Origin of the sequence: Kordiimonas lipolytica (genome assembly GCF_042651265.1) — a bacterium.
GTDB classification, from domain to species: Bacteria; Pseudomonadota; Alphaproteobacteria; order Sphingomonadales; family Kordiimonadaceae; genus Kordiimonas; species Kordiimonas lipolytica.
Genome location: NZ_JBHSCR010000010.1, coordinates 2,501 through 28,681, shown reverse-complemented (window position 1 = coordinate 28,681; position 26,181 = coordinate 2,501). Strand labels below are relative to the sequence as shown.

Below are 26,181 nucleotides of genomic sequence, written 5' to 3'. Positions count from 1 at the left end.
TTTATAATTAATCGACCGGTCGGTCAATATACTTAAAAAATGAAGCCCTTACTTCACTCTGCCTAGTTCCCTCGGTTATCCACCACTCTACGGGCCTTGCCCTCAGAACGCGGCACACCGCCCGGCTCACGCAGGTCGATCTTTGTCGACACGCCGATCAGATCCTTGATCTTTTTCTGCAGCGACACAGCGGCAGCGGCCTTGTCTTCGTCACCCGTTACGCCCGCCGAAACCTCGGTCACCACGGTCAGCGTATCCATCCGCCCCGTGCGGTTGATTTCACAGTAATAGTGCGGCGCAAGCCGTGGATCCTGACAGATGAGATCCTCAATCTGGGTCGGGAACACATTCACGCCGCGAATGATCATCATGTCGTCGCTGCGACCCCGGATACGGTCCATGCGGCGCATGGTGCTGGCGCTGCCCGGCAGCAAGCGCGTCAAATCCCGCGTGCGGTAGCGGATGATCGGCAGCGCCTCCTTGGTCAGGGACGTAAAGACAAGCTCACCCTCTTCGCCGTCCGGCAGCACTTCACCGGTTTCAGGGTCGATAATCTCTGGATAGAAATGGTCTTCCCACAGAGTCGGGCCGTCTTTCGTGGACCTGAATTCCTGCCCTACACCGGGGCCCATCACCTCCGACAGGCCATAGATGTCGACGGCGTCAATATTGAAACGAGCCTCAATTTCCTGCCGCATCTCAGCCGTCCAGGGCTCTGCACCGTGAATACCGATCTTGAGCGAAGTCGAAGCAGGGTCAATGCCCAGCCGCTCAAACCCATCCGCCAATGCTAGCATATATGACGGCGTCACCATGATGATGCTCGGCTTGAAATCCTGGATCAGCTGAACCTGCTTGTCCGTAGCCCCACCCGACATGGGCACTACGGTACAGCCACAGCGTTCCGCGCCGTAATGAGCGCCCAGGCCACCTGTAAACAGCCCGTAGCCATAGGCCACATGCACCATGTCACCAGCCTTGCCGCCCGCAGCGCGGATCGACCGCGCCACAACATCAGCCCATGTATTGATATCCTTCATGGTATAGCCAACCACGGTCGGCTTGCCGGTCGTACCGCTTGAGGCATGCAGACGCGCGACCTTTTCCCGCGGCACAGCAAACATATCGAAAGGGTAATTGTCCCTTAGGTCCTGCTTCACCGTGAAGGGAAATTTAGCAAGGTCACTCAGGCTTTTCAGGTCATCTGGGTGTACGCCCGCCTCATCAAAGGACTTTTTGTAGAAAGGCACATTGTTATAGGCGTGCGCCAGCGACCATCTCATGCGTTCAAGCTGCAGGCCCTGAAGCTCATCGCGGGAGGCGTTCAGTATCGCATCTTCTTTGACAGACATGACGAATTCTCCCTTAAACGCGCTCAATGATCATGGCAATACCCTGACCAACACCAATACACATGGTGCACAGGCCATACCGGCCACCAGTATTCTGGAGCTCTTTCGCAGCTGTCAGAACAAGGCGGGCACCGCTCATACCAAGTGGGTGACCAAGCGCGATCGCCCCACCGTTCGGGTTGACCCGGGCATCATCGTCCGCAAGGCCAAGCTGGCGCATTACCGCGAGCCCCTGGGCTGCAAACGCTTCATTGAGCTCGATCACATCCATATCGTCAAGGCTTAGGCCCGCGATTTTCAGAACTTTTTCCGTGGCCGGCGCAGGGCCAATGCCCATAATACGCGGCGGCACGCCGATTGTGGCTGTCGCAACCACCCGCGCCATAGGCGTCAGCCCTTGTGAAGCCGCCGCCTCTTCAGAGGCGATCACCAGCGCGCATGCTCCATCATTCACGCCCGAGGCATTCCCGGCGGTAACGCTGCCATCAGCGCGGAAAGGCGTTGGCAGCTTCTGCAGGCTTTCAATGGTGGTGCCTGCGCGGGGATGCTCATCCTTGTCGACAAAACGCGTTTCCTTGCGGCTCACTTTCACATCCAGCCCGACAATCTCCTGGGCCAGGCGGCCATTTTCCTGGGCCTTGGCTGCCTTTTCCTGGCTGCGCACCGCGAACGCGTCCTGATCAGCGCGCGAAATATCAAATTCCGCCGCGACATTTTCTGCCGTCTCCGGCATCGAATCGATGCCCCAGTTTTCCTTGATCAGCCGGTTCACGAACCGCCACCCGATGGTGGTATCGAAAATTTCGGCATTGCGGGAAAAGGCCTGGGTGGCTTTCGGCATTACAAAAGGCGCCCGGCTCATGCTTTCCACACCGCCCGCAACAATGGTCTGGGCTTCGCCGGTGCGGATCGCGCGGGCCGCAATGGCCACGGCATCCATGCCAGAACCGCAAAGCCGGTTCACCGTTGTACCGGAAACTGTTTCGCCGTACCCCGCCAGCAGGGCGGCCATGCGCGCAACATTGCGGTTGTCTTCACCCGCCTGGTTGGCACAGCCAAGAATGACGTCATCCAGTTCTTCCGTTTTCAGGCCACCGTTGCGCGCCTTCAGTGCCGCAAGGGGCACCGCCGCCAGATCATCAGCACGGACCGCAGACAAGCTGCCACCGTATCGGCCAATCGGCGTTCTTACTCCATCACAAATAAATGCGTCCTTCATTGGTTTCCCTTCCGCGGACCTAGTCTAAATCAATCGGCGTAGATGTTCGGTGAGCCCTACCTGTAAAGCTGGCCACCAACTCATCATCGCCGTTAAAAATTTCAGTATGGTAAATGCCCGACTTTCCGGCGTCGCCGCTTAAGCGGCAGACGGCCGTCAACTCATCGCCTGGCTGGCTTGGGCGCAGGAATTCGATCGAGCAACCAGACGCCACAGTCATGAACCCTGTAGTATTGCAAGCCAGGGCAAAGGCACTGTCAGCAAGGCTGAAAACCGCACCGCCGTGCGCTGTGCCGTAAAAATTCAGCATGTCCTCGCGCACCACCATGGATAGCTTGGCGTATCCCGGCCCGACATCCAGCATCCGGATATCCATCAGCCCATCCATCTTCGCACGCGGCAGAAGATGATTGGCGCATCGCCGCGCCAGTTCCTGCTTTTCGAAACTCACGCCCTAGCTTCCCTTGTAGTTGGGTTGGCGTTTTTCCAGAAAGGCCGAAACACCTTCTGCGTAATCGTCGGAATAGCCGGCCTGGCGCATCATCTCCGCCTCCAATGCGAGCTGTTCCTGCAGGCTGTTTTTGGCGCTTACATGGAAGGCCTTCTTGGTAAGCGCGAGGCCAAGTGTCGGGCGCTGCGCCAGCGTCTCTCCAAGCTCGTTGGCTTCAGCCATCAGGCTGTCGTCGGCGACCGCTTTCCAGATCATGCCCATATTAGCGGCCTCTGCGGCCTTCACAGGAAGCGCAAGCATGGCAAGCGCCTTGGCCCGCGCCATTCCAATAAGCTTCGGCAGGATGAAGGTGCCGCCCGTATCCGGGATCAGGCCGATATTACTGAAGACCTGCACGAACTTAGCGCTTTCAGCCGCCAGGACAATGTCACAGGCCAAGGCGATATTCGCGCCCGCGCCCGCCGCAATACCATTGACTGCCGCAACCGTAGGCACAGGCAGATTATATAGACGCGTGATCATCGGCGCATAACCGTCGCGAACCGTGGCACCAAGATCCGGGCGCTCGCCACCCGAGCTGACAGCCCGTTCGTTCAGGTCCTGCCCGGCGCAGAAGCCACGCCCCGCACCCGTAATCAACAAAGCCCGAATGTCAGAGTCTGTTTCCACAACATCAAGCGCGTGGCAAATTTCACGCAGCATCACGGCTGTTACAGAGTTCAATTTGTCAGGACGATTAAGCGTCAGGTGCGCGGCACCGTTCTCTACCGCGAATGTGATCGCCGTATATTCCATAGGGCTTCCCTTCCCTCAGTTTCGTCCCCCGTGACGAAAGCTGCAAATCTTCCCAAGTTGATCATTTATTGACCGACCGTTCAATCTTTTATTGACGGCGCATCATGATTTGTCAATATCTATGTGTGTCATTTCGCCGCAGCGATGCAAAGCGAAAGCAAGAGATGAAATCTAACCAACTGATTTCAAAATAGAAAATAGCGAGATTGAATGTGACGCCTTTTTTTGACCGCCACCGGGACCTGCTCCAGCAAGCGATTGCCGCAGCGCAATCCAGACAGTTCTGGAGCCCGTTTTCGGAGATTCCGTCACGCAGCATCTATGGTGAGTCCGCGCCGGACGATGGCGAACAAGCCTTCATGAAGCTTCTGGGGAAGAAGTTCGTGATCGACCAACCCCAAAGCGGCAGCTGGATCGGCAATGAGAATGCCCTTTATGGCCTGCCACTGGATATCAGCTACCCTGCTTCCAGCCCGGATGCCCTAGTTGGCGCCGCCAAAGCGGCTGCTCGGGATTGGGCGGCGACATCCATCGGTGAAAGGATCGGCATACTGACCGAAGCCCTGGTCAGGCTGAATGCCCGCAGCTTTGAAATCGGCCATGCGGTGAAACACACTACAGGCCAGGCCTTTGCCATGGCCTTCCAGGCTGGAGGCCCGCACGCGCAGGACCGCGGTCTTGAAGCGCTGGTCTATGCTTATCAGGAAATGGGCAATGTGCCGGGCCCGGTTACCTGGCACAAACCCCAAGGCAAAAGGCCGCCGCTGGTTGTTGAAAAGGCATTCCATATCCGACCCAAGGGCATCGCCTTGGTTATTGGATGCAACACCTTCCCGACATGGAACAGCTATCCTGGTCTTTTCGCCTCCCTCGCCACCGGGAACACTGTGATTGTCAAGCCGCACCCAAAAGCCATCCTGCCGCTTGCGATTACAGTTGAGGTTCTGCGCAGCGTCCTGAAGGAAGCTGGCCTTGACCCGAATGTTGTCACCCTTGCGGTCGACACTTCTGAGAACCCAGCAACCGAAGCGTTTGTCACCCACCCGGCCATCGGCATCATCGATTTCACCGGCAGTGCAACGTTCGGCAACAGGGTTGAAAGGGAAGCCCTGCGCGGCGCGCGCACATACACGGAAAAGTCTGGCGTCAACAACATCCTGATCGACAGCACAGACGATATCAGCGGCATGGCCTCCAACCTCGCCCTGTCGCTCAGCCTCTATTCGGGGCAGATGTGCACAACCCCGCAAAACCTGTTTGTGCCGAAAGACGGCATCCAGACCAATGAAGGCCACCTTGACTTCGGTGACGTCGTCAACCGTATCACCGAAGCAGTCTCAAACCTCCTCGCGGATGACCAGCGGGCCGCAAGCATTCTGGGCGCCATCGTTAATGACGACGTCAGGCAACGCGTCGAAGACATCCAGCAACAACCAGGACTGGCACTCCCAGCGCGCAGCGTTACCATTGAGGGCGGGCCCAATTGCTGTTTCACACCAAGCTGCCGCATTGTTGAAGCTTCGGAGGTGGAAGCCTACGGTCAGGAACAGTTTGGACCGATATTCTATATCGTCCGCACGGAGGATACCGACCATGCGCTCGGCTGCATCGATACGCTGGTCAGGTCCCGCGGGTCCATGACACTCGGCGCCTACAGCACGAACCCTGAGGTTCTTGACAAGGTCACCAGAACGGCCGTTGACGCCGGCGTGTCGCTATCCTGCAACCTGACTGGGCCATTGATGGTCAACCAGGCCACTGCCTTCAGCGATTTCCATGGCAGCGGGGCCAACCCCGCCGCCAATGCCAGCCTGACAGACAATGCCTTTATTGCGGGCCGGTTCAATATCGTGGAGGTCCGGCACAATGCAGGCTAATCCAGACTGGAACGCGATACGCGAGTCGATTGAAAGCGGCACCTTCGGGACACCCCTGAATGGCGGCCCTGTAACCTTGATGCTGGGCACATCAATCGAAAACTATGATGCCGATAGCGGCACGTTGACCGCTGGCTTTGTGCTTGGCACAGACTTTCTCAATGACAATGGCGTCGTCATGGGCGGCATTGTCACGGCAGCGCTGGACCTGGCCATGGCCATGAGTGTGATGGCCCGCGTGCCGGAAGACACGGCGGTCGCCACCACCAATCTCCAGATGCAGTTTTTTCGACCCTGCCTGCCAGGTAGCTATTTGGCCGAAGCACGGCTGGTAAAGTTCGGGCGGCGCATCGCCTTTTGTGAAGCGCAGCTGCTTGACAGCGCAGGAACACATATTGCTACTGCAACCAGCACAAATCAGCTACTGGTGTAAAAGACCCGGTCATATGCACCGGGTTTTCAGAAGTCTTCTGGACCACCACCAAGACAGTTGCTACTGTCTCGCAGTATTAACGAAGAACAAGGGCTTTACCAAACATGGCGCGTCCACAATCACCGGATTATGATGAGCGGAAACAGGCGATCCTTGACGCCGCGACGCGCATTTTCTCGCAGGAAGGCTTTCACAAAGCCTCTATTGGCCAGATCGCGCGCGAGTGTAAAATCTCAAAATCCCTGCTGTATCACTATTTTTCCTCGAAGCAGGAAATGCTCTATCACGCGATGGAAGACCATGTTCAGGACCTGCTGGCCACCGCAGACGAAGTGTTGGCAAAGGGCCTGCCGGCACAGGAGTGCTTGAGCGAAATCCTCAAGGAATTCATGCACCTGTATGAAACCGCGTCAGACAAGCACGTCGTTCTTTCAAATGAACTTGGGTCGCTGACAGACGAACAGCGCAAACATATCGTTGCCCTGCAGGCCAAGGTCGTAAAAGCCTTTTCCGACACGCTTGATCAGATGGTGGATGTAGACCTGCAGGAAAAGCAGGCAAAGACAGCCATCGGGATGCTTTTGTTGGGCATGATCAACTGGACCCACATGTGGTACAAGCCAGACGGCGTTCTGAATTCGTCGGCCATCGCCCATTTGACCAGCCGCATCTTCACAGCGGGAATCACATCGCTCGGCGAGGATGATTTCAAAAGCTGACCCACTGGAAACCAGTGGGCCAGCAGGCTCCATCGACCCTAGTAGGTGCCAGGTTGCGCGTTCAGGGTCAGCAGCTCATATGTCGCGCAGATATCCCCGTCCTGATTTGTAATCTCGACATCCCAGCGCACTTCGCCGTAGTCAGACCCGATCCGTTCCACCTTCTCCTTGCAGGTCAGGCGGACTTTCATGGAATCACCAGGGAAAAGGGGCTGCATGAAGCTCAGGCTGTTAAGGCCGTAGTTGGCCAGTACCGGCCCTGGATCCGGGTCTACGAACAGGCCCGCCGCAAAGGAAAGCATCAGATACCCGTGCGCCACCCTTTTGCCGAAAAACGGGTTGGCGGCCGCCGCCTCTTCATCCATATGGGCATAGAAGGTATCGCCGGTGAAATTGGCGAAATGCTCGATGTCTTCCATCGTAACAGTCCGCGGGGCGGTATGGATGGTGTCGCCAATCTGAATTTCAGCGAAATTCTTGCGGAACGGATGCGGCTTGCAATCAGCCTCCGTTGAGCCAGGTACCCAGCGGTGCGTCACTGCGGTGAGAACGTCGGGTGATCCCTGAACCGCCACACGCTGCATATAATGTGTCACGCCGCGAATGCCGCCCAGCTCTTCGCCGCCACCGGCCCGACCTGGGCCGCCGTGTTTCATGTGCGGCAGCGGAGAACCATGCCCCGTGGCCTCGCCCGCACTTGTGCGGTCAACCACATAAAGCCGGCCATGATATGCCCCAATGCCCAGAAGGGCTTTCCTTGCGGTTTCAGGATCGCGTGTGAACAGCGATGACACAAGGCTGCCATGGCCCTTGTTGGCAAGGGCAATCGCTTCGTCAAAATCACCGTATGGCATCAAGGTGCTAACAGGCCCGAAGGCTTCCACCGCATGCACAAGCTCTTTCTTGAGCGGATCGTGGCAAACCATCAGCGTCGGGGCCACAAACGCCCCAGGCTCACTCGGATCAAAAGCGTTCCGGCCATCCAGAATGATGTCGCACTCTGTTGCCAGTTCGCCGATCCGCTGGATAACCTCATCGCGCTGAGACCGGCTCGCGAGCGCGCCCATACGGACGCCTTCGCTGCGCGGGTCGCCAACAGTAATCTTCTGCAGCCGCTCCTTCAGCGCTGCCGCCACGGCATCAAGTTGTGCTGCAGGCACAATTGCACGCCGGATAGCGGTACATTTTTGCCCCGCCTTGACAGTCATCTCCCGCGCTACTTCCTTCACAAACAGCTCAAACTCTTCGCTGTCGGGAGAAACGTCCGGTCCAAGAATGCTGGCATTGAGCGAATCTGTTTCGGCAATGAAGCTCGTGTTTTCCCGGCGCAGCACCGGGTGGCTAGAGAGTTTGGCTGCAGTATCGGCTGACCCCGTAAAGGACACTACATCCTGGCAGGTCATATGATCCAATAGATCTCCAGTGCCGCCGCAGATAAGCTGCAGCGCGCCTTCCGGCAGGATATCAGCTTCAATGATGCGCTTCACGACAGCTTCAGTCAGGTAGGCGGTCGCCGAAGCCGGCTTGACGATGGCAGGAACGCCAGCAATCAGCGTCGGCGCCAGCTTTTCCAGCATGCCCCAAACGGGGAAGTTGAAGGCGTTAATGTGAACGGCCACGCCCTGCAGGGGCACCATCACATGCTGCCCCAGAAAGCTGCCGCCACGGCTAAGGCGCTCGACATCGCCGTCGACCAGCACATAGTCGTTCGGAAGCTCCCGCCTACCTTTTGAGGAGTAGACGAACAGGGTGGAAATACCGCCATCCACATCGACCCAAGTATCTGCCTTTGTCGCACCCGTCTTGTAGGAAAGGTCGTAGAATTCGTCCTTATGCTCGTTCAAGAGCTGGGCGATTTCCTTCACCATCAAGGCCCGCTCGTGAAAGGTCTTGCTCCGAAGGGCTGGGCCACCTTTTTCACGGGCGAAAGCCGCCATCGCCCCGAAATCAAGACCGTCACTGCTGCATTCAGCAACTACTTCTCCCGTCGATGCGTCATAAAGAGGTGCGCCGCCACCGGCAGGCCTGTGCCAACGGCCTTCAGCAAAACTTCCCAAAATCATCTTACTTCCCTATCAGTTTGAAATACCGAATCCCGGTATAATTCCAGATCATAACTGTAATAATTAACTGACCGATCAGTCAATCATTTAATCGCATGCATCAGATGGGGAGATATTGGCAGCATGACAGCCGCCCTCATCGGGCAATCAGAAAATGAAGTTTGTCAGAATGAAGTTTGTCAGGCGGAAGCGCCCTCACCCTGGCACCCAAATCAGGCCGCGCAATACAGATCCTTTAGAAGCCCGATCATCTGGCGGACCTCATCGCTTGCCAGGCTGTAGATCACTGTTTGGCTTTCCTTGCGGCTGGTCACCAGGGCTGCATTTTTCAGCACCGTAAGGTGCTGGGACACGGCTGACATGCTCAGACCCGAAGCCGACGCCATGTCTGAAACATTTGCCTCGCGGTAGCACAAGATGCACAATATCAACAGCCGATTGCGGTTATCGAGCGATTTGATGAGGGTCAATGCGCGCTCGAACCCCTCAGCGTCAAATGGGATTTCCGAGTCTACCAAGTTTGCAGTCACTGTCTTGACTCTCCAGTTATTTTTATTATTTTAGCTATTGCTAAATTAGTATGTTCTAAATTAGATAATACTAAACTGAAAACGAGGTGACAAGATGAATATCGATCGGACTGTTTTCGCATTCGCAGGCTTCATGATTCTCCTGAGCCTCGCGCTGGGGCTTTTGGTTCACCCCTATTGGTTTATCCTGACTGGTTTTGTCGGGCTCAACATGTTTCAGGCGGCCTTCACTGGCTTCTGCCCCCTGGCCATGATCCTGAAAAAGCTTGGCTTCAAGCCTGGCGAAGCATTCAAATAAGGTTTTAGAAATGCTGGCACTATCCGAACACGCCGTAAAGCGCCCTAAACACTGGTTCTGGCTTGCATCACTCGCCAGTCTATTGCTGATCGTCGCTGTGGCGCTGCCCAGCCTGGCGCCAAATTATGCGCCCGGCTTTCTGAACCCGCTCAAGATCGACACCGACCCGGAGAATATGCTTTCCGCGGACGAGCCGGTGCGTGTCTTCCACAATGAAAAGAAGGCCGCCTTCGGCCTTTATGACATGGTGGTTGTTGGCGTGGTGAACGAGGCAAACCCAAACGGTGTGTTCAACCAGCAGTCCCTGGCTGATATCTACAGCCTTACGGAAACCGTCAAATCGCTCGACCTGATGCCAGATGAAGATGGCAGCGGCATCATCACAGCCGATATCATTGCGCCGTCCACTGTCGATAATATCGAACAGGCAGGCCTTGGAGCCGTGCGCTTCAACTGGCTGATGCAGTCTGCACCGACCTCTGAAGCCGATGCCAAGGCCGTGGCCCAGAAGGCCGCACATATCCCGCTTCTCGATAACACGCTGGTCTCGGACGACAGGAAGGCGCTGGCGCTTTATATCCCGATTGCTTCAAAAGACCTGAGCTATACCCTGGCCGAGGAAATCCGCGCAGCCACCGCATCGCACACCAGCGGCAATGTCTATCACATCACCGGCCTGCCGGTCGCGCAAGACCAGTTCGGCGTTGAAATGTTCGTCCAGATGGCGATCTCCGCCCCTATGGCTATGCTGCTGATTTTTGCCCTGATGTGGTATTTCTTCCGTAACCTGAAGCTGATCGCGGCCCCCATGATCGTGGCTATGATTGCTGTGATCCTGACAATGGGCCTTCTGGTCGCCACCGGCAACACGGTTCACATCATGTCGAGCATGATCCCCATCTTCATTATGCCCATTGCCGTCCTGGATGCCGTGCATATTCTGTCGGACTTTTTCGACCGATATAAGGAAACAGGCGACCGGGGCAAGACCGTACGCGCGGTGATGGAAGAACTGGCCGCGCCCATGTTCTTCACCACGCTGACGACCTGTGCGGGCTTCGCGTCACTTGCCTTCACGCCGATCCCGCCTGTTCAGGTGTTTGGTGTGTTTGTTGCCATCGGCGTATTCATGGCCTGGATTCTTACGGTCACGCTGGTGCCCGCCTATATCATGCTGATGAACGAAAGCTCGTTTTCAGACTTCGGCCACGGTGATGCCGGCGAGGAAAGCGGCCTTCTGAACCGTACCATGGCAGGTATTGCTCGCCTGTCCTTTGGCCGCGCCAAACTGCTTGTCCTGTTGACACTGCTGATCTCCACCGGCGCCCTTTACGGCATCAGCAAGATCCAGATCAACGACAACCCGGTGAAGTGGTTCTCTGAAAACCATCCGATCCGCGAAGCGGACCGTGCGCTGAACGAACGCTTCGCAGGCACCTATATGGCGTACCTGACGCTGGGCCCGGCTAGCGACGAAGCCCCGATCACCGCACAGTCCCTGATGGCAGACATGCCGACAGTGGCACGGGCGGCGCTTGACGGCCGCGTATCGGATGAGACCACCCCCGCAGATATCAAGTCCATGCTTTATGCCGCGCAAGACGCTGTTGAAAGTGATGCCGACTGGGACGCGCTCGACAGCGCCATCACAGGCATCGACGCCAAACTGCAGGCGCGTGAGATTTTCAAGCGGCCGGATGTGTTGGCCTATATTGAAAAGCTGCAAGCCCACCTCTTGACCACCGGCCTTGTGGGCAAAACCAATGCCCTTACGGATGTTGTCAAAACCGTCCACCGCGCCCTTTATGAAGATGATGAAGCGGCGTACCGCCTGCCAGCCACTTCGGCCGCAGTTGCGCAAACCCTGCTTACGTATGAAAGCAGCCACCGTCCGCAAGACTTGTGGCACTTTGTGACGCCGGATTACCGTGAAACCAACATTTGGCTGCAGCTTACGAGCGGCGACAACAAAGACATGAAAGCTGTTGTCGACGCGGTTGACGCTTATGTCGCAGACAATCCCATGCCAGCGGGGTTGACGCACAACTGGTTCGGCCTGACCTACATCAATGTGGTGTGGCAGGAGAAAATGGTCGCGGGCATGCTGGAGGCCTTCGCAGGCAGCTTCATCATCGTCCTTGTGATGATGGCTGTGTTGTTCAGGTCACCTTTGTGGGGCGTGCTTGCCATGCTGCCGCTTAGTGTGACGATCCTGGTGATCTATGGCCTCATCGGCCTCATCGGCAAGGACTATGACATGCCTGTGGCGGTCCTTTCCGCACTCAGCCTTGGCCTCGCGGTTGACTATGCCATCCACTTCCTGGCCCGCAGCCGCCAGATCGCCAGCCGGTTTGGCAACAACTGGGGCGATGCCATCAGTACCGTGTTCGGTGAGCCCGCCCGCGCCATCAGCCGCAATGTGATTGTGATCGGTGTTGGCTTCCTGCCGCTGCTGGCCGCACCCCTGGTGCCCTACCAGACGGTGGGTGTGTTTATCTCTGCCATCCTTTTGCTGGCGGGTGCCGTGACGCTGTTGCTGCTGCCAAGCCTGATCACAATCCTGCAGAAATATCTGTTCCCCAAAAAAGATGGAGCCGAAGCATGATGAAAAAACTGGTTTCCACATTCGCCCTTGCGACAGCCCTGACTTCTGGCGCCTTCGCCATGCCCGTGGATGAGGTCGTGGCGAAAGCCAACCACGCCGCCTATTATCAGGGTGCTGACGGCAAGGCCAAAGTGTCCATGACCATCACTGACACACAGGGCCGCACCCGCACGCGAGAATTCACGATTCTGAGGCGTGACGGCGAGCCGGATGACGCAGCGCAGAAATTCTATGTTTATTTCCGCGGCCCCGCAGACGTTGCCAAAACCGTTTTTATGGTCTGGAAAAAACCGGAAGCGGACGACGACCGCTGGATGTATCTGCCCGCGCTTGATCTGGTCAAGCGCATCGCCGCCAGCGATGAGCGCACAAGCTTTGTAGGGTCGCACTTCTTCTATGAGGATGTCTCTGGCCGGTCACCGGAAGAGGACAACCACGAACTGGTGGAAGAAACCGACAATTACTATGTGCTGAAGAACACGCCAAAGGACAAAGGCGCGGTCGAGTTTGACCATTATATCGCCTACATCCACAAGGCCACTTTCCTGCCTGTGCAGATCAAATATTTTGACGAACAGGGCGAAAATTACCGCACCTATGACGCCCTGAAGGTTGACATGGTAAACGGCATTCCAACAGTGACTGCCGCCCGCATGTCCGATAGCCGTATCGGTGGATCCACCGAGATGCGCTATTCGGATGTCAGCTACGATCAAGGTATCGATGAAGACATTTTCAGCGAACGCTACCTGAGGAACCCACCGCGCAGGGAGCTTCGCTAAGTGACGCGCCTCTTCTTTCCATTTCTTGTGTCCTTGGCACTGGCCGTTCCGGCAGCTGCGTTTGACGCAGTCACTCCCCCATTGCCTGAAGGGCTGGAAGACACGAAAGACCAGGAAAAGAAAGAAGAACCAGCGTTGCCGCCAGGGCTGTTCGGGGAAGCCCCCCCATCCTTGCCCCCCGGCCTTGGCGGCACACCTGACACTGACGCGGCTAACAAGATGGATAGCCGTGACAGCGGTTTCCATGGCCTTGACCTGACAGGTTTTGCTGAGACCCGGCTGGGGTTCAGAACGCAATCAGACCCGAACCAGAAAGCGGCTTCCATTGCCGAAGCGCGCCTGCAGCTATCGTTTGAAAAGGCCTTCAGCCTGGGCACACTTTCCGTGACCGGCGACCTGCTGTTTGACCCGGTGGCGGGCAGCTACAAACCGCGCCTGGAGAGTGGCCGCGGTGCCATCGACCTTCGGGAGGCGAATTTCCTCGCGCGGCCAACCAGCTTCGCTGACCTCAAAATCGGCCGCCAGGTCCTGACATGGGGCACGGGAGACCTTCTGTTCATCAACGACATGTTCCCAAAGGACTGGAATGCCTTTTTCATCGGCCGGGACGAAGAATACCTGAAGGCGCCATCTGACGCCGTAAAGCTGGCCATGTTCAGCGATTTCGCCAACCTGGATGTGGTCTATACCCCGCGTTTTGACGCCGATCGCTATATCGATGGCAGGCGGCTTTCTTATTTTCATCCGGGGTATAACAGCGTTGTTGGCAGGAATGCAGTGGTGAACGCCAACCGTCCCGACAGCTGGTTCAGCGAAGATGAAATCGCCCTGCGCCTGCACCGTAATATCGGCGCGGCGGAAGTGGCAGTTTATTTCTATGACGGCTACCAGAAAAGCCCGAACAGCATGGACCCGGTCTCGGGCCAGGCCACCTTCCCGCGCCTCAGAACCTACGGCGCCAGCCTTCGCAAACCCATGTTCAGCGGCATCACCAACATCGAGATCGGCTTTTATGACAGCCGGGGTGACAATGCTGGCACCAACCCGTTTGTGCCTAATGGGGAGTTCCGCTTCCTTGCCGGATATGAACGTGAACTGGCGTCAGAGCTGACGGGCTCTGTGCAATATTATCTGGAGCATATGGCTGATTATGACGCCTACCGCACCACCCTCCCTGCGGGTTTTGCCGCGAAGGACAAGAACCGCCACGTCCTGACCGCACGGCTGACAAAACTGGCCATGAACCAGACCCTGACATGGTCGCTGTTCGCATACTATAGCCCATCAGACCAGGATGCCTACCTGCGCCCAAAAGTCAGCTACAAGCTGACGGATGCCTGGCTTCTGGAAGGCGGTGCCAACTGGTTCATCGGCAAGAATGATTATAACTTCTTCGGCCAGTTCGAGCGCAACAGCAACATCTTCGCCGCCGTGCGCTACAGCTTCTGAATGAAAAGCTGTAGCGTGGCAAGCCAAAGTGGCGGTTACTGCGTAATCTGGCCCAGCCAACCCTCCACCGTTTGAACATACGCGGCTGGCAGCACATGCTTGCTGTCAAAGGATACGGCTTCGGGCGCACGACCGGCCGCAGCAATAAGTTCTGCATTCTGCTTGCCGGTGGAATATTCATCCCGTTCCGCAGTAATCAATAGCCAAGGAATATTTATACTAGGTGCAAAACGAATGGGCGAGACTGCGGGCACATTGCGAACAGCCGGCGGCACCATGGTCACCAGATGGGTTACCCGATCATCCTGGGCTGCCAGAAGGGTGCCCATTTGTGCCCCCATGCTGTAGCCCACCACCAGCACCTGTTTGGTTTTGGCGTATTTTTTCAGAACCTTATCCAGCAGGAACTGATAGTCCTTCACTGTATTGGTAATCATGGCCTCATAGGCAGCACTGTTGCCCCGGCGGGCCGCTTTCACATAGACGATGGGCTTATCATCCACGATGCGCGCACCGTGGGCTCGGGCATCAAGGGCAACCACTCGGAAACCGCGCTCGATCAGCTCCGCCGTCACATCATCGCCATACATCAGGTTGTCTTCCGCCAGCCAATAAAGGCTAGAGCCCATCAGTCCGTGCATGAGAACCGCGAGCGGCGCATCTTTCTTGGTGTCCTCTGACTGATAGATAAAACCCGTGATGCGGTTACCGTCCGGCGCATCATAGCCAAGCTGCTGGACATAGGTCCCCGCGAGGCTGGCTGTGGTCGCTGTCATGACCGCAACAATGGCGGCATATAGTCTTATTAATTTGGTTTTCATGGTTAAAGTCTCCTTTCCGGAGACCTTCTAGCGCGGCATCTGTCAAACCGGTGTCAAACGCCATTGCGCCAGGTCAGAACGGCCCTCGTGCCTCCCTCGTCTCGGGCCGCGACATCAAAGGCGATGCCAAAATGGGAACACAGACGCTCTACAAGCGTCAGCCCCACGCCGAAGCCTTGACGCGATGGTTCGGCGCCACCGAAACCAACTCCTGTATCAACGACTTCAACCATGTCTTTGCCAAAGAAAACCGTTACCGAACCACGGTCCGTGTAGGAAAGTGCGTTGCGCAGCACATTGCCAACCATCACATGGGCCACAGCCTCAGGAACGGGCATCAGTGCGCCCTCATCGCCTTCAACTTTGACGACTACATCCCTCGTGCCAACCAGATGCCGATAGGCCTTGATGGTGTCCGCGCATACGGCCCCGATATCGCAACTATGTGCACCGCCTGGGTCCCGGCCAAGCCACAGGATGCCTTCTGTCAACTGCTGCATGTCCTTGATAGCACCCTTCAACCGGGTGAGCGCGGCGCTGGGTTTTTGTTTCTCTTCCAGCACTTCGGCTGCGCCGTAAGCGACTGCAAGCGGTGTCCTGAGCTCGTGGCTTGCATCTCGGTTAAACTGGCGCTCCCGCTCGAGAAGCGTCTGAATGCGACGGTCCCTTTCCTCGATGGCTTGAGCCAACGCATGCAGCTCGCGCGGGGCCTCAGGCGGCAGGTCAACGCGCCCGGCAAGGCTTTCGCCATTCGCCAAGAGTGCGGCCATGCCTTCAAGCGGGCCAGAGACCTTCCGGCTCATCCTGTTCAGGAAGAAAAGCGACAGCAGAAGCCCAAGCCCAGCCATGCCGCCAATGACCACAAGGAATCCCTTGATTTGCGGCGTTGACTGAACGAAAGGCCGGGCGTTGAAGAAAACATACAGGTTCCTGCCATCCGCCATCGTCCGCACAAGCGCATGGAAATGGCCATGCTCTTTGCCGAAAACTTCAAACGGGCGATTACGGTAGCTTGGGTCCACTTCGGCGCGCAGCCAGGCGGGCATCGCCTCCAAACCGACATAGTAGGTCATATCGAGGCCGGCCAGCGTTCCGTTATCCGCCAACGGACTGGGGTTTCCTGCCAGAAACTTGTCCGCGGCTTCGCTTACCTGCAGTTCAAAGATGTCGTCCTCAAGCGTGAAGCCGAAGAACACAACCATTATGGTAAAAACGGCAAAGCTGCTGACAAGAGCACCCACGAAGGTGCGCATGATCATGCCACGGACACGGCGGGGGGACGATGTCATTTTTCCTCCTTCAGGGCATAGCCCTTGCCGCGCACGGTTTTCAGCATGTCCGGCAAGCCCAGGCCCGAAACCGCCTTCCTGAGATTATAAATATGTGTTCTAAGCGCACCAGATTCCGGCGGTTCATCCCCCCACAAGGCATAGCTAATATCTGCAGTGCTGACGACTTCAGGTGCTGCGTCCAGAAGAAGCGCAAGGACCCTGGCTTCTTTTTCGTGAAGTGACACGCTGACTTCATTCGCCTGGGCAGTCAATGCAACCACATCAAGGGAAAGACCGGCAAAAGAAGGCTTAGGGGTACTACGGTTTTTCGGACGCCGCGCCAGCGCCTCGATCCGCATCTTCAACTCCCTGAGCGAAAACGGTTTAACCAGATAATCATCGGCGCCAGCCTCAAACCCGGCCTCCTTGTCGTCAATGGTGTCGCGCGCCGTCAGCATGATGATGGGTGCCTGAAGCCCCGCCGCCTGACGGTATGCCCGGCATACATCAAGCCCGTCGCGCCCGGGCAGCATCACATCCAGCACGATCACGTCGTAGCTGCCCTCTATGGCAAGCTCCAGCCCCTGGTCGCCGCTGTAGGCGAAATCCAGTAGATACTCATCCTCAAGGTAATCCGCGATATTGGCCTGAATATCCAGGTTATCTTCAACGATCAGTATGCGCATGTATATGCCCCTCTCTCTGACGATCAAAGACCATCCCCCAAGGCATGTCAAACGAACGTCAAATATGCGTTTCACCTTCATTTGACATTGCGCGCCTTATGTCTTGGCAAGCGACAGGAGGCATCCATGCAAGATACAATCGAGCTGAACAATATCAGCCACCATTTTAACACATCAGAAGAACGCATTGAGCTGTTTCACGATCTTTCACACACCATCCGCGCAGGAGAGACACTGGCAATCGTCGGCCCATCGGGCGCAGGGAAATCCAGCCTGCTTTCCATTGCCGCCGGCCTTGAAACGCCGGCGAGTGGTTCTGTGCGCTTTATCATTGACGGTGACACAGTTGATGCCCTTGCCCTGCGGGCCAGATCCGGCTTCATTTTCCAGCAGTTTCACCTGATGCCTGAGCTTGACGCCATCGGCAACCTGGCCTTGCCGCTCAGGCTCAAGGGCAACAGGAACGCTTTTGATATCGCCGCAAACTGGCTTGGGAAGGTTGGCCTCAAGGACCGGGCCAGGCACCGCCCACACCAATTGAGCGGCGGTGAACAGCAACGCATCGCTGTCGCCCGGGCTTTTGTATCCAGCCCCCGGTTCATTTTCGCCGACGAACCCACAGGCAATCTGGATGCCCGCACGTCTGAAAGCGTCTCAAACCTGATGTTCGATTGCGCAGCCGAGACCGGGTGTGCCCTTGTGATTGTAACCCACAGCAAGCGGTTGGCACTGAAGGCGCAAAACAGCCTTCATCTTGAAGCCGGGCGACTGGAGGCGGCAGCATGACCAAGCTTAAACTGATGATGGAAAACAGCCTCCGCGACCTCTCAAACGCAGATGGCCGTATCAGCATGCTGACCCAGAGCGTCTTGCTTGTGTTTTTGTTGACACTGACGCTTACCAGCGCATCCATTCAGGCCTACCTGAAAGATAACCTGGACCAGATGCTGGGCTCTGACCTTGTGATTGAAACCCACAGTCCGCTCGCCACAGCAGAATTGGACACACTGCAAGGCATGGCCGGGGACCTATCAACGACAGCCCTGACCGATATTACCCTGACCAACGGAGAAAAGTGGGCTCGGGCCCAGTTGAAACTGGTAGACAGCGCCTACCCCCTTCAGGGCACGCTGCAAATCGGCAGCAGCCAGTCAGGGACCCAGCGCCCGGCCACGCACGGCCCCGACATGGGGGAGGTCTGGCTTGGACCCCGGCTCGTCACCGAGCTTGGCCTGAATGTTGGGGATACTCTCACACTTGGCGAATCGACCCTGATTGTCACCGCAATTCTGTTCCACGAACCAGACCGCATCCTGGAAGGGCACAGCGTGGCCATGCGGGCCATGGTCCATGGAGCCACGCTTGAGGGCACATCTGTCGGCACTGGTAAAGGGCGCAGCCGCTACCTGATAACTGCGAACCAAACCCAGCAGGAGGAAATTGAGGCCTGGGCCACGAAGGCCCTTCCCGGCGCCTCGATCATAAAAAAATATGGCGGGCAGCACCCGCTTGCCGGCTTCTGGAAGCGGACAGAAAATTTCCTGGGCCTCGCTTCGGTCATTTTGTTTTTCCTCGGTGCCGTCGCGCTGGATATGACCAACCGCCGTTGGCTTGCGAAAATGCGCTACCGCCTGGCAATTTACGCCAGTTTCGGCACACTGAGGCGTACCGGCATATTGATGGCACTTGGAGAATGGCTCTTCGGTTTCATCATGTGTGTGCTGATGGCCGGTCCCGTCGCCGTCTTTGCCCACACTCTGATCATCACAGACATGCAGTCATATTTTCCAGGTTTGGCCACAGGCTGGTACCCGCTTGCGGCAATCAAGACAATAGCGCTGCTCTTTGCGCTGATACTGGCGCTGCAAGTGCCCAGCTTTGTTCAGCTCACGCGGGCATCCCTCCTTAGTCTGATCCGCAGCACCTCCGAAGGCCACTATGTTTGGCCACGGCTGTTGATGGGGTTGATCTCTGTGACCATCCTCGCAGCCGCCTATTCCGACAACTGGCTTCTGACCGGCATGACGCTGACTGCCATTGTTTTCGCAATGCTTCTGATGATCCTGCTCACCTGGGCTATCGTCAGGCTTGGGGACACCTGGGGCAAGCGCCGGGCCGGCCTGCTGCCATTTGCTTTCTTCATCATGCGCCAGCGCCTGTTCGCCAAGTCGGCGCAGGTGATGGGACTTGGGCTTTGCGGTCTCTTGCTTCTGTTCACTCTGATGCTGATGCGTGACTTTGGCGCCATGGTTGAAGGCCATAGTCGTTCCCATGATGGGAATCTGTTGGTTTCTGAAGCCCTCGAGGACCACACAGAAGCCATTCATCAGTGGGCCAAAGAGACCGGCAGCAAGGTCCGCACACTTCGCCCCTATGTCTCTGCCCAACTGGTTGCTGTCAACGGAGAGCGGCTGGCGGATTATATGCAGAAACCAAGCGATACGCTTGCCTCGCTCAAGAACCCGATCCGCCTGAGCTGGAGCGACACCCTGCCTGCAAACAACCGCCTGGCTGGTGGCTCCTGGTGGCAACAGGGCACGGACGACTGGCGCCAGATTTCTACTGAACCTGAAGTAATGACCGACATGGGGTTCGCGTATGGCGACACCCTGACCTATCAGATTGAAGGCGAGCTCTATGAATTCCGCCTTGTGGCCAGCCACGCGTTCAAGCCTGGCGGTGGGTCCATCACTTTCTGGTTTCAGGTACCCTATGCCGCCCGCGCACATATCGATGCCCCGACACGCTACATGGGCAGCATGGAATTGCCGGAACAGGCCTGGAATGACCTCGCACGGCTTTGGCAGGCCCACCCGACACTAGCCCTTGTGTCGCTGAAAGAGTTGACCGACCGTTTCGACCAGACGCTTGCAGTCATAACCAAGGTCACCAGCGGCTATGCCGGCATGACGCTTCTTCTGGCCCTTTTCGTTTTAGCGGCCTCCATCAGCGGCTTCAGCGCAGACGACCGCCAGAAAAACGGGCTTCTCATGAGCATGGGACTAAAACGCGCTGAGTGCCTGCGCCTTAATCTTTATGACTGGGGCCTTACAGCCCTGATTGCAGCCACAGGCGCCATCACGGGCACCTGGATATCCGGGGAACTGATGTATCAAGCCCAATTCGGCTTGACCTATGACCCGGACATTGTGTGGCTTGTTGCGACTATGGCCATCATGGTCAGCGTGGTCTGCCTGGTAGGGCTCCTGGCCTGCCGTCAGTCCCTGCAGTCGTCTGTTCGTGACCTTCTGACGGCGTAGACCATCCTACAAATGGGTGTCCCCTGGCTCTTGACCAGGGGCTTCCCATTATCTCACCTGTATGGCCTCACAGCTGGTCGCACGTGTCACTCACTTTACCTCAATGCAGTAGCGGGTATTATTACCCACCTCTAGCTGTGCATCTCAAGAAAAAGGCGCGGGCCAAAGCAAGCCAGCGAGCCGTAACACGCAGGAGGAATATGTCGTGAAGTTGAAAGTTTCCCGTCTGGCCATTTCAGTAGGTTTGATGGTCACCAGTCTCGCCGCTTATGCCGACGCCAAGGAAGAAGCAGTAATAGACAAGGCTGTGGCTGCCTATGGTGGTGACGCCCTGCTGCAACTGGAAACCCTACGCATCAATGACACCTATAAGGGTTTTCGCGAAGGACAAAGCCGCATCCCGTCCGAAATCGACCAGGTTAGCTACCAAACCAGCACAACAATCGATTTTAAAAACAGCCGCAAGAGCATGCAGTCTGTTGGCGGGGTCTATGTGCAGGGCCTCTATGTACAGCACGCCTTCTTCAATGGGGAAAAAGGATACCGCATCCAGCACACGGCACAAACATCCTCCGAAGACCCATGGACCAGCTTTGCCCGCGCAGACAGGGGACTCTCTTGGCGGCTGGATATTGCCTTGGTCAAGTTGCTGGCGGACGCACGCACTACGGCAACCTATAAAGGCGAAGACACCCATCGCGGCAAACCCCAGCACCTTCTAGCCTTCAAGCCAGAGGGTTACCCCGAGTTCACACTATATGTCGACAAGGCAAGCGGCCTTATCAGCAAAATGACCAGGCCCGGCAGAAAACCTGACAGTTTCTACAGCTATGTATTTAGTGATTACCAAAAACGGGGCGGCTTTACGTTTGCGGCCGATACCTATGTCATGCATGACGGCAAACCGGATAGCCTGACGGTCTCAAGATCGCTGGACTTCAACGCCGATATCGATGACGCATACACCGTGCCGGAAACATATGGCACGCCCGCAAAAATGCTGGACGATTCCGAAATGGCAGTCCGCCGGTTGGCAGACGGTGTCTATCATGCCGGCAAGAATGGCGGTTTCTCAATTTTTGTCGACGCGGGTGACTATCTTATCGCCTCGGGTGGTTACCCTGGGCTGGAGGACCGCTTCAACGCCGTGAAGGCTTTCGCTGGTACAAACAAGCCCCTGAGATACCAGATTGTGACCCACCATCATGACGACCATATAGCCGGGCTGAAGGACGCGGCCAGGCTCGGCGCAACCTTCATAGTGGCGGAGGAGCATATCGATGCCGTGCGCGCAGCAGTGCCAACTGATCTTGGCACCGACCGCTTCCTGATTGCAGGTGATCGCAGTAGCTACGGCAAAGGGCTGGTTGAGGTGGTTGATATCGCCAGTTGGCACGCAAACCATAACCTAGTCACCTACATCCCGCATGCCAAGCTCGCCTTCAGCGCCGACCATTTCTTTTCATTTGCTGAAAATGGTTTGCCCGCCCCTGCCGAAATGTACGCGGAATTCAAGGCGGCATTGGATGGATACGGACTTGATATCAAACAGCTCGCCGCTGTACATAGCGGCAGGGTCCTGAGCTATGAAGATCTTGTCCAATCCTCGACTGGCCCATTCACCAGGCTTGAGTGTCCGGCATTTTGGGACTTTTGCAGCTAATATCTATGGGGCGTTCTAGGCCTAGCCAGCCCGCCCCTTAACTTTTTTCCGCCCGAACCAACTTGTTCATTCACGGACCAGAGCGGACCAGATAAAACAAAAGGGCCCCAGATGGGGACCCTTTGTTTTATTGGTTGCGGGGGCAGGATTTACTGTTGCGGGCGCTTTGCGCTCCTCACATTACCTTCGCTACGCTACGGTCGAACACAGTTTCATTCACCATGCCCACAGCAAGAACTAAAAAGCCCCTGCCACACGAGGTGACAGGGGACTTTTGAGTGGTTGCGGGGGCAGGATTTGAACCTGCGACCTTCAGGTTATGAGCCTGACGAGCTACCGGGCTGCTCCACCCCGCGTCAATTTCATTTCCGCGGGGTGCTTGGTGCGGCACGCTTTCGCGTGCAATGCGCCTTTTGGCCCGCGTCATATATGTTGCTTCCGCTTCGCGATCCCTAACGGGCTTCGCTCACATGAAGCGCGCTCAGGGCTGCCGGTTTTCCGGCGAGGGCTGAGCGTTCCCTCTTAAAACAACAAAACCGCCTTATGGGCGGTTTGTTAGTTTTTTGAGATTGTGACGATGTTTTACTCTTTTGTAGATCTGGCGGCGACCTACTCTTCCGCGCCTTAAGACGAAGTACCATCGGCACAAAGACCTTTCACTTCCGGGTTCGGGATNCCCTAACGGGCTTCGCTCACATGAAGCGCGCTCAGGGCTGCCGGTTTTCCGGCGAGGGCTGAGCGTTCCCTCTTAAAACAACAAAACCGCCTTATGGGCGGTTTGTTAGTTTTTTGAGATTGTGACGATGTTTTACTCTTTTGTAGATCTGGCGGCGACCTACTCTTCCGCGCCTTAAGACGAAGTACCATCGGCACAAAGACCTTTCACTTCCGGGTTCGGGATGGGACCGGGTGGGACAATCTTGTTATAACCACCAGATCAACAAAAGAGTAAACAGTAAGCAGTGCTTACCGGATTGCGTTTTTTGTCTTGCATGCTTTGAAGTATTTCCATTCTGTCCGCTCTTGGCTGCAGCAGCCTTGAGCGCGGTTCATGGGATCGCCATGGCGATACCGGAACCAGGACAAAGAGTATTCCTCTCTGTCTATGGAGGGGCTCTTCAAGCCTATCGAGCAATTAGTATCAGTTAGCTTCATGTGTTGCCACACTTCCACACCTGACCTATCAACGTGGTGGTCTTCCACGGCTCTCAGAGAGACCTTATCTTGAGGGGGGCTTCCCGCTTAGATGCTTTCAGCGGTTATCCCGTCCGGACATAGCTACCCTGCAATGCGGCTGGCGCCACAACAGGTCCACCAGAGGTCCGTCCACCCCGGTCCTCTCGTACTAGGGGCAGCTCCTCTCAAGTCTCTTGCGCCCACGGCAGATAGGGACCGAACTGTCTCACGACGTTCTAAACCCAGCTCACGTACCTCTTTAAATGGCGAACAGCCATACCCTTGGGACCTGCTCCAGCCCCAGGATGAGATGAGCCGACATCGAGGTGCCAAACACTGCCGTCGATATGAGCTCTTGGGCAGTATCAGCCTGTTATCCCCGGCGTACCTTTTATCCGTTGAGCGATGGCCCTTCCACACAGAACCACCGGATCACTATGACCGACTTTCGTCTCTGCTCGACTTGTCAGTCTCGCAGTCAGGCAGGCTTATGCCATTGCACTCAACGATCGATTTCTGGCCGATCTGAGCCTACCTTCGCGCGCCTCCGTTACCATTTGGGAGGCGACCGCCCCAGTCAAACTACCCGCCACAGTGGGTCCCAGTCCCGGGTTCACGGGACGTGGTTAGATATCAGGAACAACAAGGGTGGTATTTCAAGGGTTGGCTCCACAAGGACTGGCGTCCCTGCTTCAAAGCCTCCCACCTATGCTACACATGTTGTCCCTAATACCACACTGAAGCTGTAGTAAAGGTGCACGGGGTCTTTCCGTCTAACCGCGGGTACTCCGCATCTTCACGGAGAATTCAATTTCGCTGAGTCTATGTTGGAGACAGTGGGGAAGTCGTTACGCCATTCGTGCAGGTCGGAACTTACCCGACAAGGAATTTCGCTACCTTAGGACCGTTATAGTTACGGCCGCCGTTTACCGGGGCTTCAATTCGGTGCTCTCACACCTCCTCTTAACCTTCCGGCACCGGGCAGGCGTCAGACCCTATACGTCGTCTTGCGACTTCGCAGAGCCCTGTGTTTTTAGTAAACAGTCGCCACCCCCTCTTTTGTGCCCCCAGCTAAAAGTTGCCTTAAAGCTGGGCCTCCTTCTCCCGAAGTTACGGAGGCAATTTGCCGAGTTCCTTCAACATAGTTCTCTCAAGCGCCTTGGTATGCTCTACCATCCCACCTGTGTCGGTTTCGGGTACGGTCTATATGGTGGTGCTATTTCCTGGGACACCTTCGCGGCCCTTCCAATCCAATAAGGAAGAACAACTTACGGTATCCGTCACATTCCACCAGGTACAGGAATATTAACCTGTTTCCCATCGACTACGCCTTTCGGCCTCGCCTTAGGAGCCGACTCACCCTGCGCGGATTAGCCTTGCGCAGGAACCCTTGGGATTTCGGCGACAGTGTCTCTCACACTGTTTATCGCTACTCATGTCAGCATTCTCACTTCTGATATCTCCAGCATGGCTCACGCCACACCTTCGCAGACTTACAGAACGCTCCGCTACCACTTGCACTAATGTGCAAATCCACAGCTTCGGTACATGTCTTGAGCCCCGGTACATCTTCGCCGCAAGACAGCTTAATTAGACCAGTGAGCTGTTACGCTTTCTTTAAATGATGGCTGCTTCTAAGCCAACATCCTGGTTGTTTTGGCCGTCTCACATGCTTTCCCACTTAGACATGATTTAGGGACCTTAGCTGGTGGTCAGGGCTGTTTCCCTCTCGACTATGGACCTTAGCACCCACAGTCTGTCTCCCAGGCTCTACTCTACGGTATTCGGAGTTTGGTTAGAATTGGTAAGGCTCGCGCCCCCCGCATCCATCCAGTGCTCTACCCCCGTAGGTAATACCTGAGGCACTACCTAAATAGTTTTCGCGGAGAACCAGCTATCTCCCGGCTTGATTGGCCTTTCACCCCTAGTCACAAGTCATCCCCGTCTTTTTCAACAGACGTGGGTTCGGTCCTCCAGTGCGTGTTACCGCACCTTCAACCTGCCCATAACTAGATCGCCGGGTTTCGGGTCTAATCCACTTAACTCAGTCGCCCTATTCAGACTCGCTTTCGCTACGCTTACACCTAACGGCTTAGGCTTGCTAAGTAGACTAACTCACTGACCCATTATACAAAAGGTACGCCGTCACGGAACAAGTCCGCTCCGACTGCTTGTAGGCATTCGGTTTCAGGTTCTATTTCACTCCCCTCATCGGGGTACTTTTCACCTTTCCCTCACGGTACTGGTGCGCTATCGGTCGTATGGTAGTATTTAGGCTTGGAAGGTGGTCCTCCCATGTTCAGACAGGATTTCACGTGTCCCGCCCTACTCGAGGCTATCTTCTTTTCTTTCCCGTACAGGACTATCACCCACTATGGTCCAACTTTCCAGATGGTTCCGGTAGATCAAAAGATAACACTGGCCTGGTCCCCGTTCGCTCGCCACTACTAGGGGAATCTCTGTTGATGTCTTTTCCTCCGGCTACTTAGATGTTTCAGTTCGCCGGGTTCGCCTCCTATACCTATGTATTCAGTATAGAATACCCCTAAGGGTGGGTTTCCCCATTCAGAGATCCGTGGGTCAAAGGTTACTGGCACCTCACCACGGCTTTTCGCAGCCTGTCACGTCTTTCATCGCCTCCATACGCCAAGGCATTCACCAAATGCCCTTACGTCACTTGAGAGCTCCTCCATATCCAGAGAGCAAAACTCTCTATCAATGAATGGAACTT

At 56.2% G+C, this 26,181-nt stretch carries 19 protein-coding genes, 1 tRNA gene and 2 rRNA genes; 10 read left to right on the top strand and 12 right to left on the bottom strand.

Annotated elements, in window-relative coordinates; genetic code table 11:
* Positions 1-62: 62 nt before the first annotated feature.
* From paaK to paaG, 4 genes are read right to left on the bottom strand one after another with little or no spacing between them, the layout of a single operon-like run.
* Complete coding sequence (gene paaK / locus ACFO5Q_RS11680) at positions 63-1,352, bottom strand: phenylacetate--CoA ligase PaaK (protein WP_068151461.1); 1,290 nt, start codon at positions 1,350-1,352, stop codon at positions 63-65.
* 13 nt (positions 1,353-1,365) lie between these two features.
* Entirely contained in the window at positions 1,366-2,571 is a 1,206-nt protein-coding gene (pcaF, locus tag ACFO5Q_RS11675) for a 3-oxoadipyl-CoA thiolase (protein ID WP_068151464.1), read from the bottom strand.
* Between the two features lie 19 nt (positions 2,572-2,590).
* Positions 2,591-3,022: a hydroxyphenylacetyl-CoA thioesterase PaaI gene (gene paaI, locus ACFO5Q_RS11670; protein ID WP_068151467.1), complete on the bottom strand. Its 432-nt coding sequence runs from the start codon at positions 3,020-3,022 to the stop codon at positions 2,591-2,593.
* Between the two features lie 3 nt (positions 3,023-3,025).
* On the bottom strand, positions 3,026-3,817 hold the full coding sequence (gene paaG / locus ACFO5Q_RS11665) for a 2-(1,2-epoxy-1,2-dihydrophenyl)acetyl-CoA isomerase PaaG (protein WP_068151469.1): 792 nt from the start codon (positions 3,815-3,817) through the stop codon (positions 3,026-3,028).
* 212 nt (positions 3,818-4,029) lie between these two features.
* Between paaG and paaN the strand changes: the two genes are divergently transcribed.
* The 3 genes from paaN to ACFO5Q_RS11650 all read left to right on the top strand — a co-directional run bounded on the left by paaN (position 4,030) and on the right by ACFO5Q_RS11650 (position 6,846).
* A complete protein-coding gene (gene paaN / locus ACFO5Q_RS11660; RefSeq protein ID WP_068151513.1) occupies positions 4,030-5,694 on the top strand; it encodes a phenylacetic acid degradation protein PaaN in 1,665 nt (554 codons plus the stop codon).
* Positions 5,684-6,127 carry a PaaI family thioesterase gene (locus tag ACFO5Q_RS11655; protein WP_068151472.1) on the top strand — a complete coding sequence of 148 codons (444 nt, stop codon included), beginning with the start codon at positions 5,684-5,686 and terminating at the stop codon, positions 6,125-6,127. Before paaN ends, ACFO5Q_RS11655 begins: the two co-directional genes overlap by 11 nt.
* A gap of 104 nt (positions 6,128-6,231) precedes the next feature.
* Complete coding sequence (locus ACFO5Q_RS11650) at positions 6,232-6,846, top strand: TetR/AcrR family transcriptional regulator (protein WP_068151475.1); 615 nt, start codon at positions 6,232-6,234, stop codon at positions 6,844-6,846.
* Between the two features lie 38 nt (positions 6,847-6,884).
* Here the strand turns inward: ACFO5Q_RS11650 and paaZ are convergent, their stop codons facing one another.
* Together paaZ and ACFO5Q_RS11640 are read right to left on the bottom strand one after the other, a co-directional pair.
* Entirely contained in the window at positions 6,885-8,909 is a 2,025-nt protein-coding gene (gene paaZ / locus ACFO5Q_RS11645) for a phenylacetic acid degradation bifunctional protein PaaZ (RefSeq protein ID WP_068151478.1), read from the bottom strand.
* Between the two features lie 212 nt (positions 8,910-9,121).
* Entirely contained in the window at positions 9,122-9,439 is a 318-nt protein-coding gene (locus tag ACFO5Q_RS11640; RefSeq protein ID WP_197421255.1) for an ArsR/SmtB family transcription factor, read from the bottom strand.
* Positions 9,440-9,533: 94 nt separating this feature from the next.
* Here ACFO5Q_RS11640 and ACFO5Q_RS11635 point away from each other — a divergent pair, with 94 nt between their 5' ends.
* Genes ACFO5Q_RS11635 through ACFO5Q_RS11620 form a run of 4 tightly spaced genes read left to right on the top strand, consistent with a single transcriptional unit; the run spans position 9,534 to position 14,573 of the window.
* A complete protein-coding gene (locus ACFO5Q_RS11635) occupies positions 9,534-9,737 on the top strand; it encodes a YgaP family membrane protein (protein ID WP_068151481.1) in 204 nt (67 codons plus the stop codon).
* Between the two features lie 10 nt (positions 9,738-9,747).
* The gene (locus tag ACFO5Q_RS11630) at positions 9,748-12,342 is read left to right on the top strand and encodes an efflux RND transporter permease subunit (RefSeq protein ID WP_068151484.1); all 2,595 of its coding nucleotides are present in this window, start codon (positions 9,748-9,750) and stop codon (positions 12,340-12,342) included.
* The gene (locus tag ACFO5Q_RS11625; RefSeq protein WP_068151487.1) at positions 12,339-13,124 is read left to right on the top strand and encodes an outer membrane lipoprotein-sorting protein; all 786 of its coding nucleotides are present in this window, start codon (positions 12,339-12,341) and stop codon (positions 13,122-13,124) included. Before ACFO5Q_RS11630 ends, ACFO5Q_RS11625 begins: the two co-directional genes overlap by 4 nt.
* A complete protein-coding gene (locus ACFO5Q_RS11620) occupies positions 13,125-14,573 on the top strand; it encodes a hypothetical protein (RefSeq protein WP_068151490.1) in 1,449 nt (482 codons plus the stop codon).
* 35 nt (positions 14,574-14,608) lie between these two features.
* On the opposite strand, the gene ACFO5Q_RS11615 is transcribed toward ACFO5Q_RS11620, so the two are convergent.
* From ACFO5Q_RS11615 to ACFO5Q_RS11605, 3 genes are read right to left on the bottom strand one after another with little or no spacing between them, the layout of a single operon-like run.
* Positions 14,609-15,394: an alpha/beta hydrolase gene (locus ACFO5Q_RS11615; protein WP_068151493.1), complete on the bottom strand. Its 786-nt coding sequence runs from the start codon at positions 15,392-15,394 to the stop codon at positions 14,609-14,611.
* A gap of 53 nt (positions 15,395-15,447) precedes the next feature.
* Positions 15,448-16,683, bottom strand: coding sequence for a sensor histidine kinase (locus ACFO5Q_RS11610; protein ID WP_068151494.1), 1,236 nt, complete (start codon positions 16,681-16,683; stop codon positions 15,448-15,450).
* Entirely contained in the window at positions 16,680-17,351 is a 672-nt protein-coding gene (locus ACFO5Q_RS11605; RefSeq protein ID WP_068151497.1) for a response regulator transcription factor, read from the bottom strand. Before ACFO5Q_RS11605 ends, ACFO5Q_RS11610 begins: the two co-directional genes overlap by 4 nt.
* A gap of 126 nt (positions 17,352-17,477) precedes the next feature.
* Between ACFO5Q_RS11605 and ACFO5Q_RS11600 the strand changes: the two genes are divergently transcribed.
* The 3 genes from ACFO5Q_RS11600 (at position 17,478) to ACFO5Q_RS11590 (ending at position 22,274) form a co-directional block, all read left to right on the top strand.
* Positions 17,478-18,137, top strand: coding sequence for an ABC transporter ATP-binding protein (locus tag ACFO5Q_RS11600; RefSeq protein WP_068151499.1), 660 nt, complete (start codon positions 17,478-17,480; stop codon positions 18,135-18,137).
* Positions 18,134-20,611 carry an ABC transporter permease gene (locus tag ACFO5Q_RS11595; protein ID WP_068151501.1) on the top strand — a complete coding sequence of 826 codons (2,478 nt, stop codon included), beginning with the start codon at positions 18,134-18,136 and terminating at the stop codon, positions 20,609-20,611. The genes ACFO5Q_RS11600 and ACFO5Q_RS11595 overlap by 4 nt, the downstream gene beginning before the upstream one ends.
* Before the next feature lie 205 nt (positions 20,612-20,816).
* Positions 20,817-22,274 carry a hypothetical protein gene (locus ACFO5Q_RS11590; protein ID WP_068151505.1) on the top strand — a complete coding sequence of 486 codons (1,458 nt, stop codon included), beginning with the start codon at positions 20,817-20,819 and terminating at the stop codon, positions 22,272-22,274.
* 279 nt (positions 22,275-22,553) lie between these two features.
* Here ACFO5Q_RS11590 and ACFO5Q_RS11585 read toward each other — a convergent pair.
* The 3 genes from ACFO5Q_RS11585 to ACFO5Q_RS11575 form a co-directional block, all read right to left on the bottom strand.
* Positions 22,554-22,630, bottom strand: a tRNA-Met gene (locus ACFO5Q_RS11585).
* Positions 22,631-23,096: 466 nt separating this feature from the next.
* Positions 23,097-23,211: ribosomal RNA gene (rrf, locus tag ACFO5Q_RS11580) — 5S ribosomal RNA — on the bottom strand.
* Between the two features lie 177 nt (positions 23,212-23,388).
* Positions 23,389-26,133, bottom strand: a 23S ribosomal RNA gene (locus tag ACFO5Q_RS11575).
* Positions 26,134-26,181: the final 48 nt, after the last annotated feature.

Coding starts and splice junctions, on each gene's coding strand:
- paaK (WP_068151461.1), bottom strand. CDS start 1,352: ATGTCTGTCAAAGAAGATGCGATACTGAACGCCTCCCGCGATGAGCTT.
- pcaF (WP_068151464.1), bottom strand. CDS start 2,571: ATGAAGGACGCATTTATTTGTGATGGAGTAAGAACGCCGATTGGCCGA.
- paaG (WP_068151469.1), bottom strand. CDS start 3,817: ATGGAATATACGGCGATCACATTCGCGGTAGAGAACGGTGCCGCGCAC.
- ACFO5Q_RS11655 (WP_068151472.1), top strand. CDS start 5,684: ATGCAGGCTAATCCAGACTGGAACGCGATACGCGAGTCGATTGAAAGC.
- ACFO5Q_RS11650 (WP_068151475.1), top strand. CDS start 6,232: ATGGCGCGTCCACAATCACCGGATTATGATGAGCGGAAACAGGCGATC.
- paaZ (WP_068151478.1), bottom strand. CDS start 8,909: ATGATTTTGGGAAGTTTTGCTGAAGGCCGTTGGCACAGGCCTGCCGGT.
- ACFO5Q_RS11635 (WP_068151481.1), top strand. CDS start 9,534: ATGAATATCGATCGGACTGTTTTCGCATTCGCAGGCTTCATGATTCTC.
- ACFO5Q_RS11630 (WP_068151484.1), top strand. CDS start 9,748: ATGCTGGCACTATCCGAACACGCCGTAAAGCGCCCTAAACACTGGTTC.
- ACFO5Q_RS11625 (WP_068151487.1), top strand. CDS start 12,339: ATGATGAAAAAACTGGTTTCCACATTCGCCCTTGCGACAGCCCTGACT.
- ACFO5Q_RS11615 (WP_068151493.1), bottom strand. CDS start 15,394: ATGAAAACCAAATTAATAAGACTATATGCCGCCATTGTTGCGGTCATG.
- ACFO5Q_RS11610 (WP_068151494.1), bottom strand. CDS start 16,683: ATGACATCGTCCCCCCGCCGTGTCCGTGGCATGATCATGCGCACCTTC.
- ACFO5Q_RS11605 (WP_068151497.1), bottom strand. CDS start 17,351: ATGCGCATACTGATCGTTGAAGATAACCTGGATATTCAGGCCAATATC.
- ACFO5Q_RS11600 (WP_068151499.1), top strand. CDS start 17,478: ATGCAAGATACAATCGAGCTGAACAATATCAGCCACCATTTTAACACA.
- ACFO5Q_RS11595 (WP_068151501.1), top strand. CDS start 18,134: ATGACCAAGCTTAAACTGATGATGGAAAACAGCCTCCGCGACCTCTCA.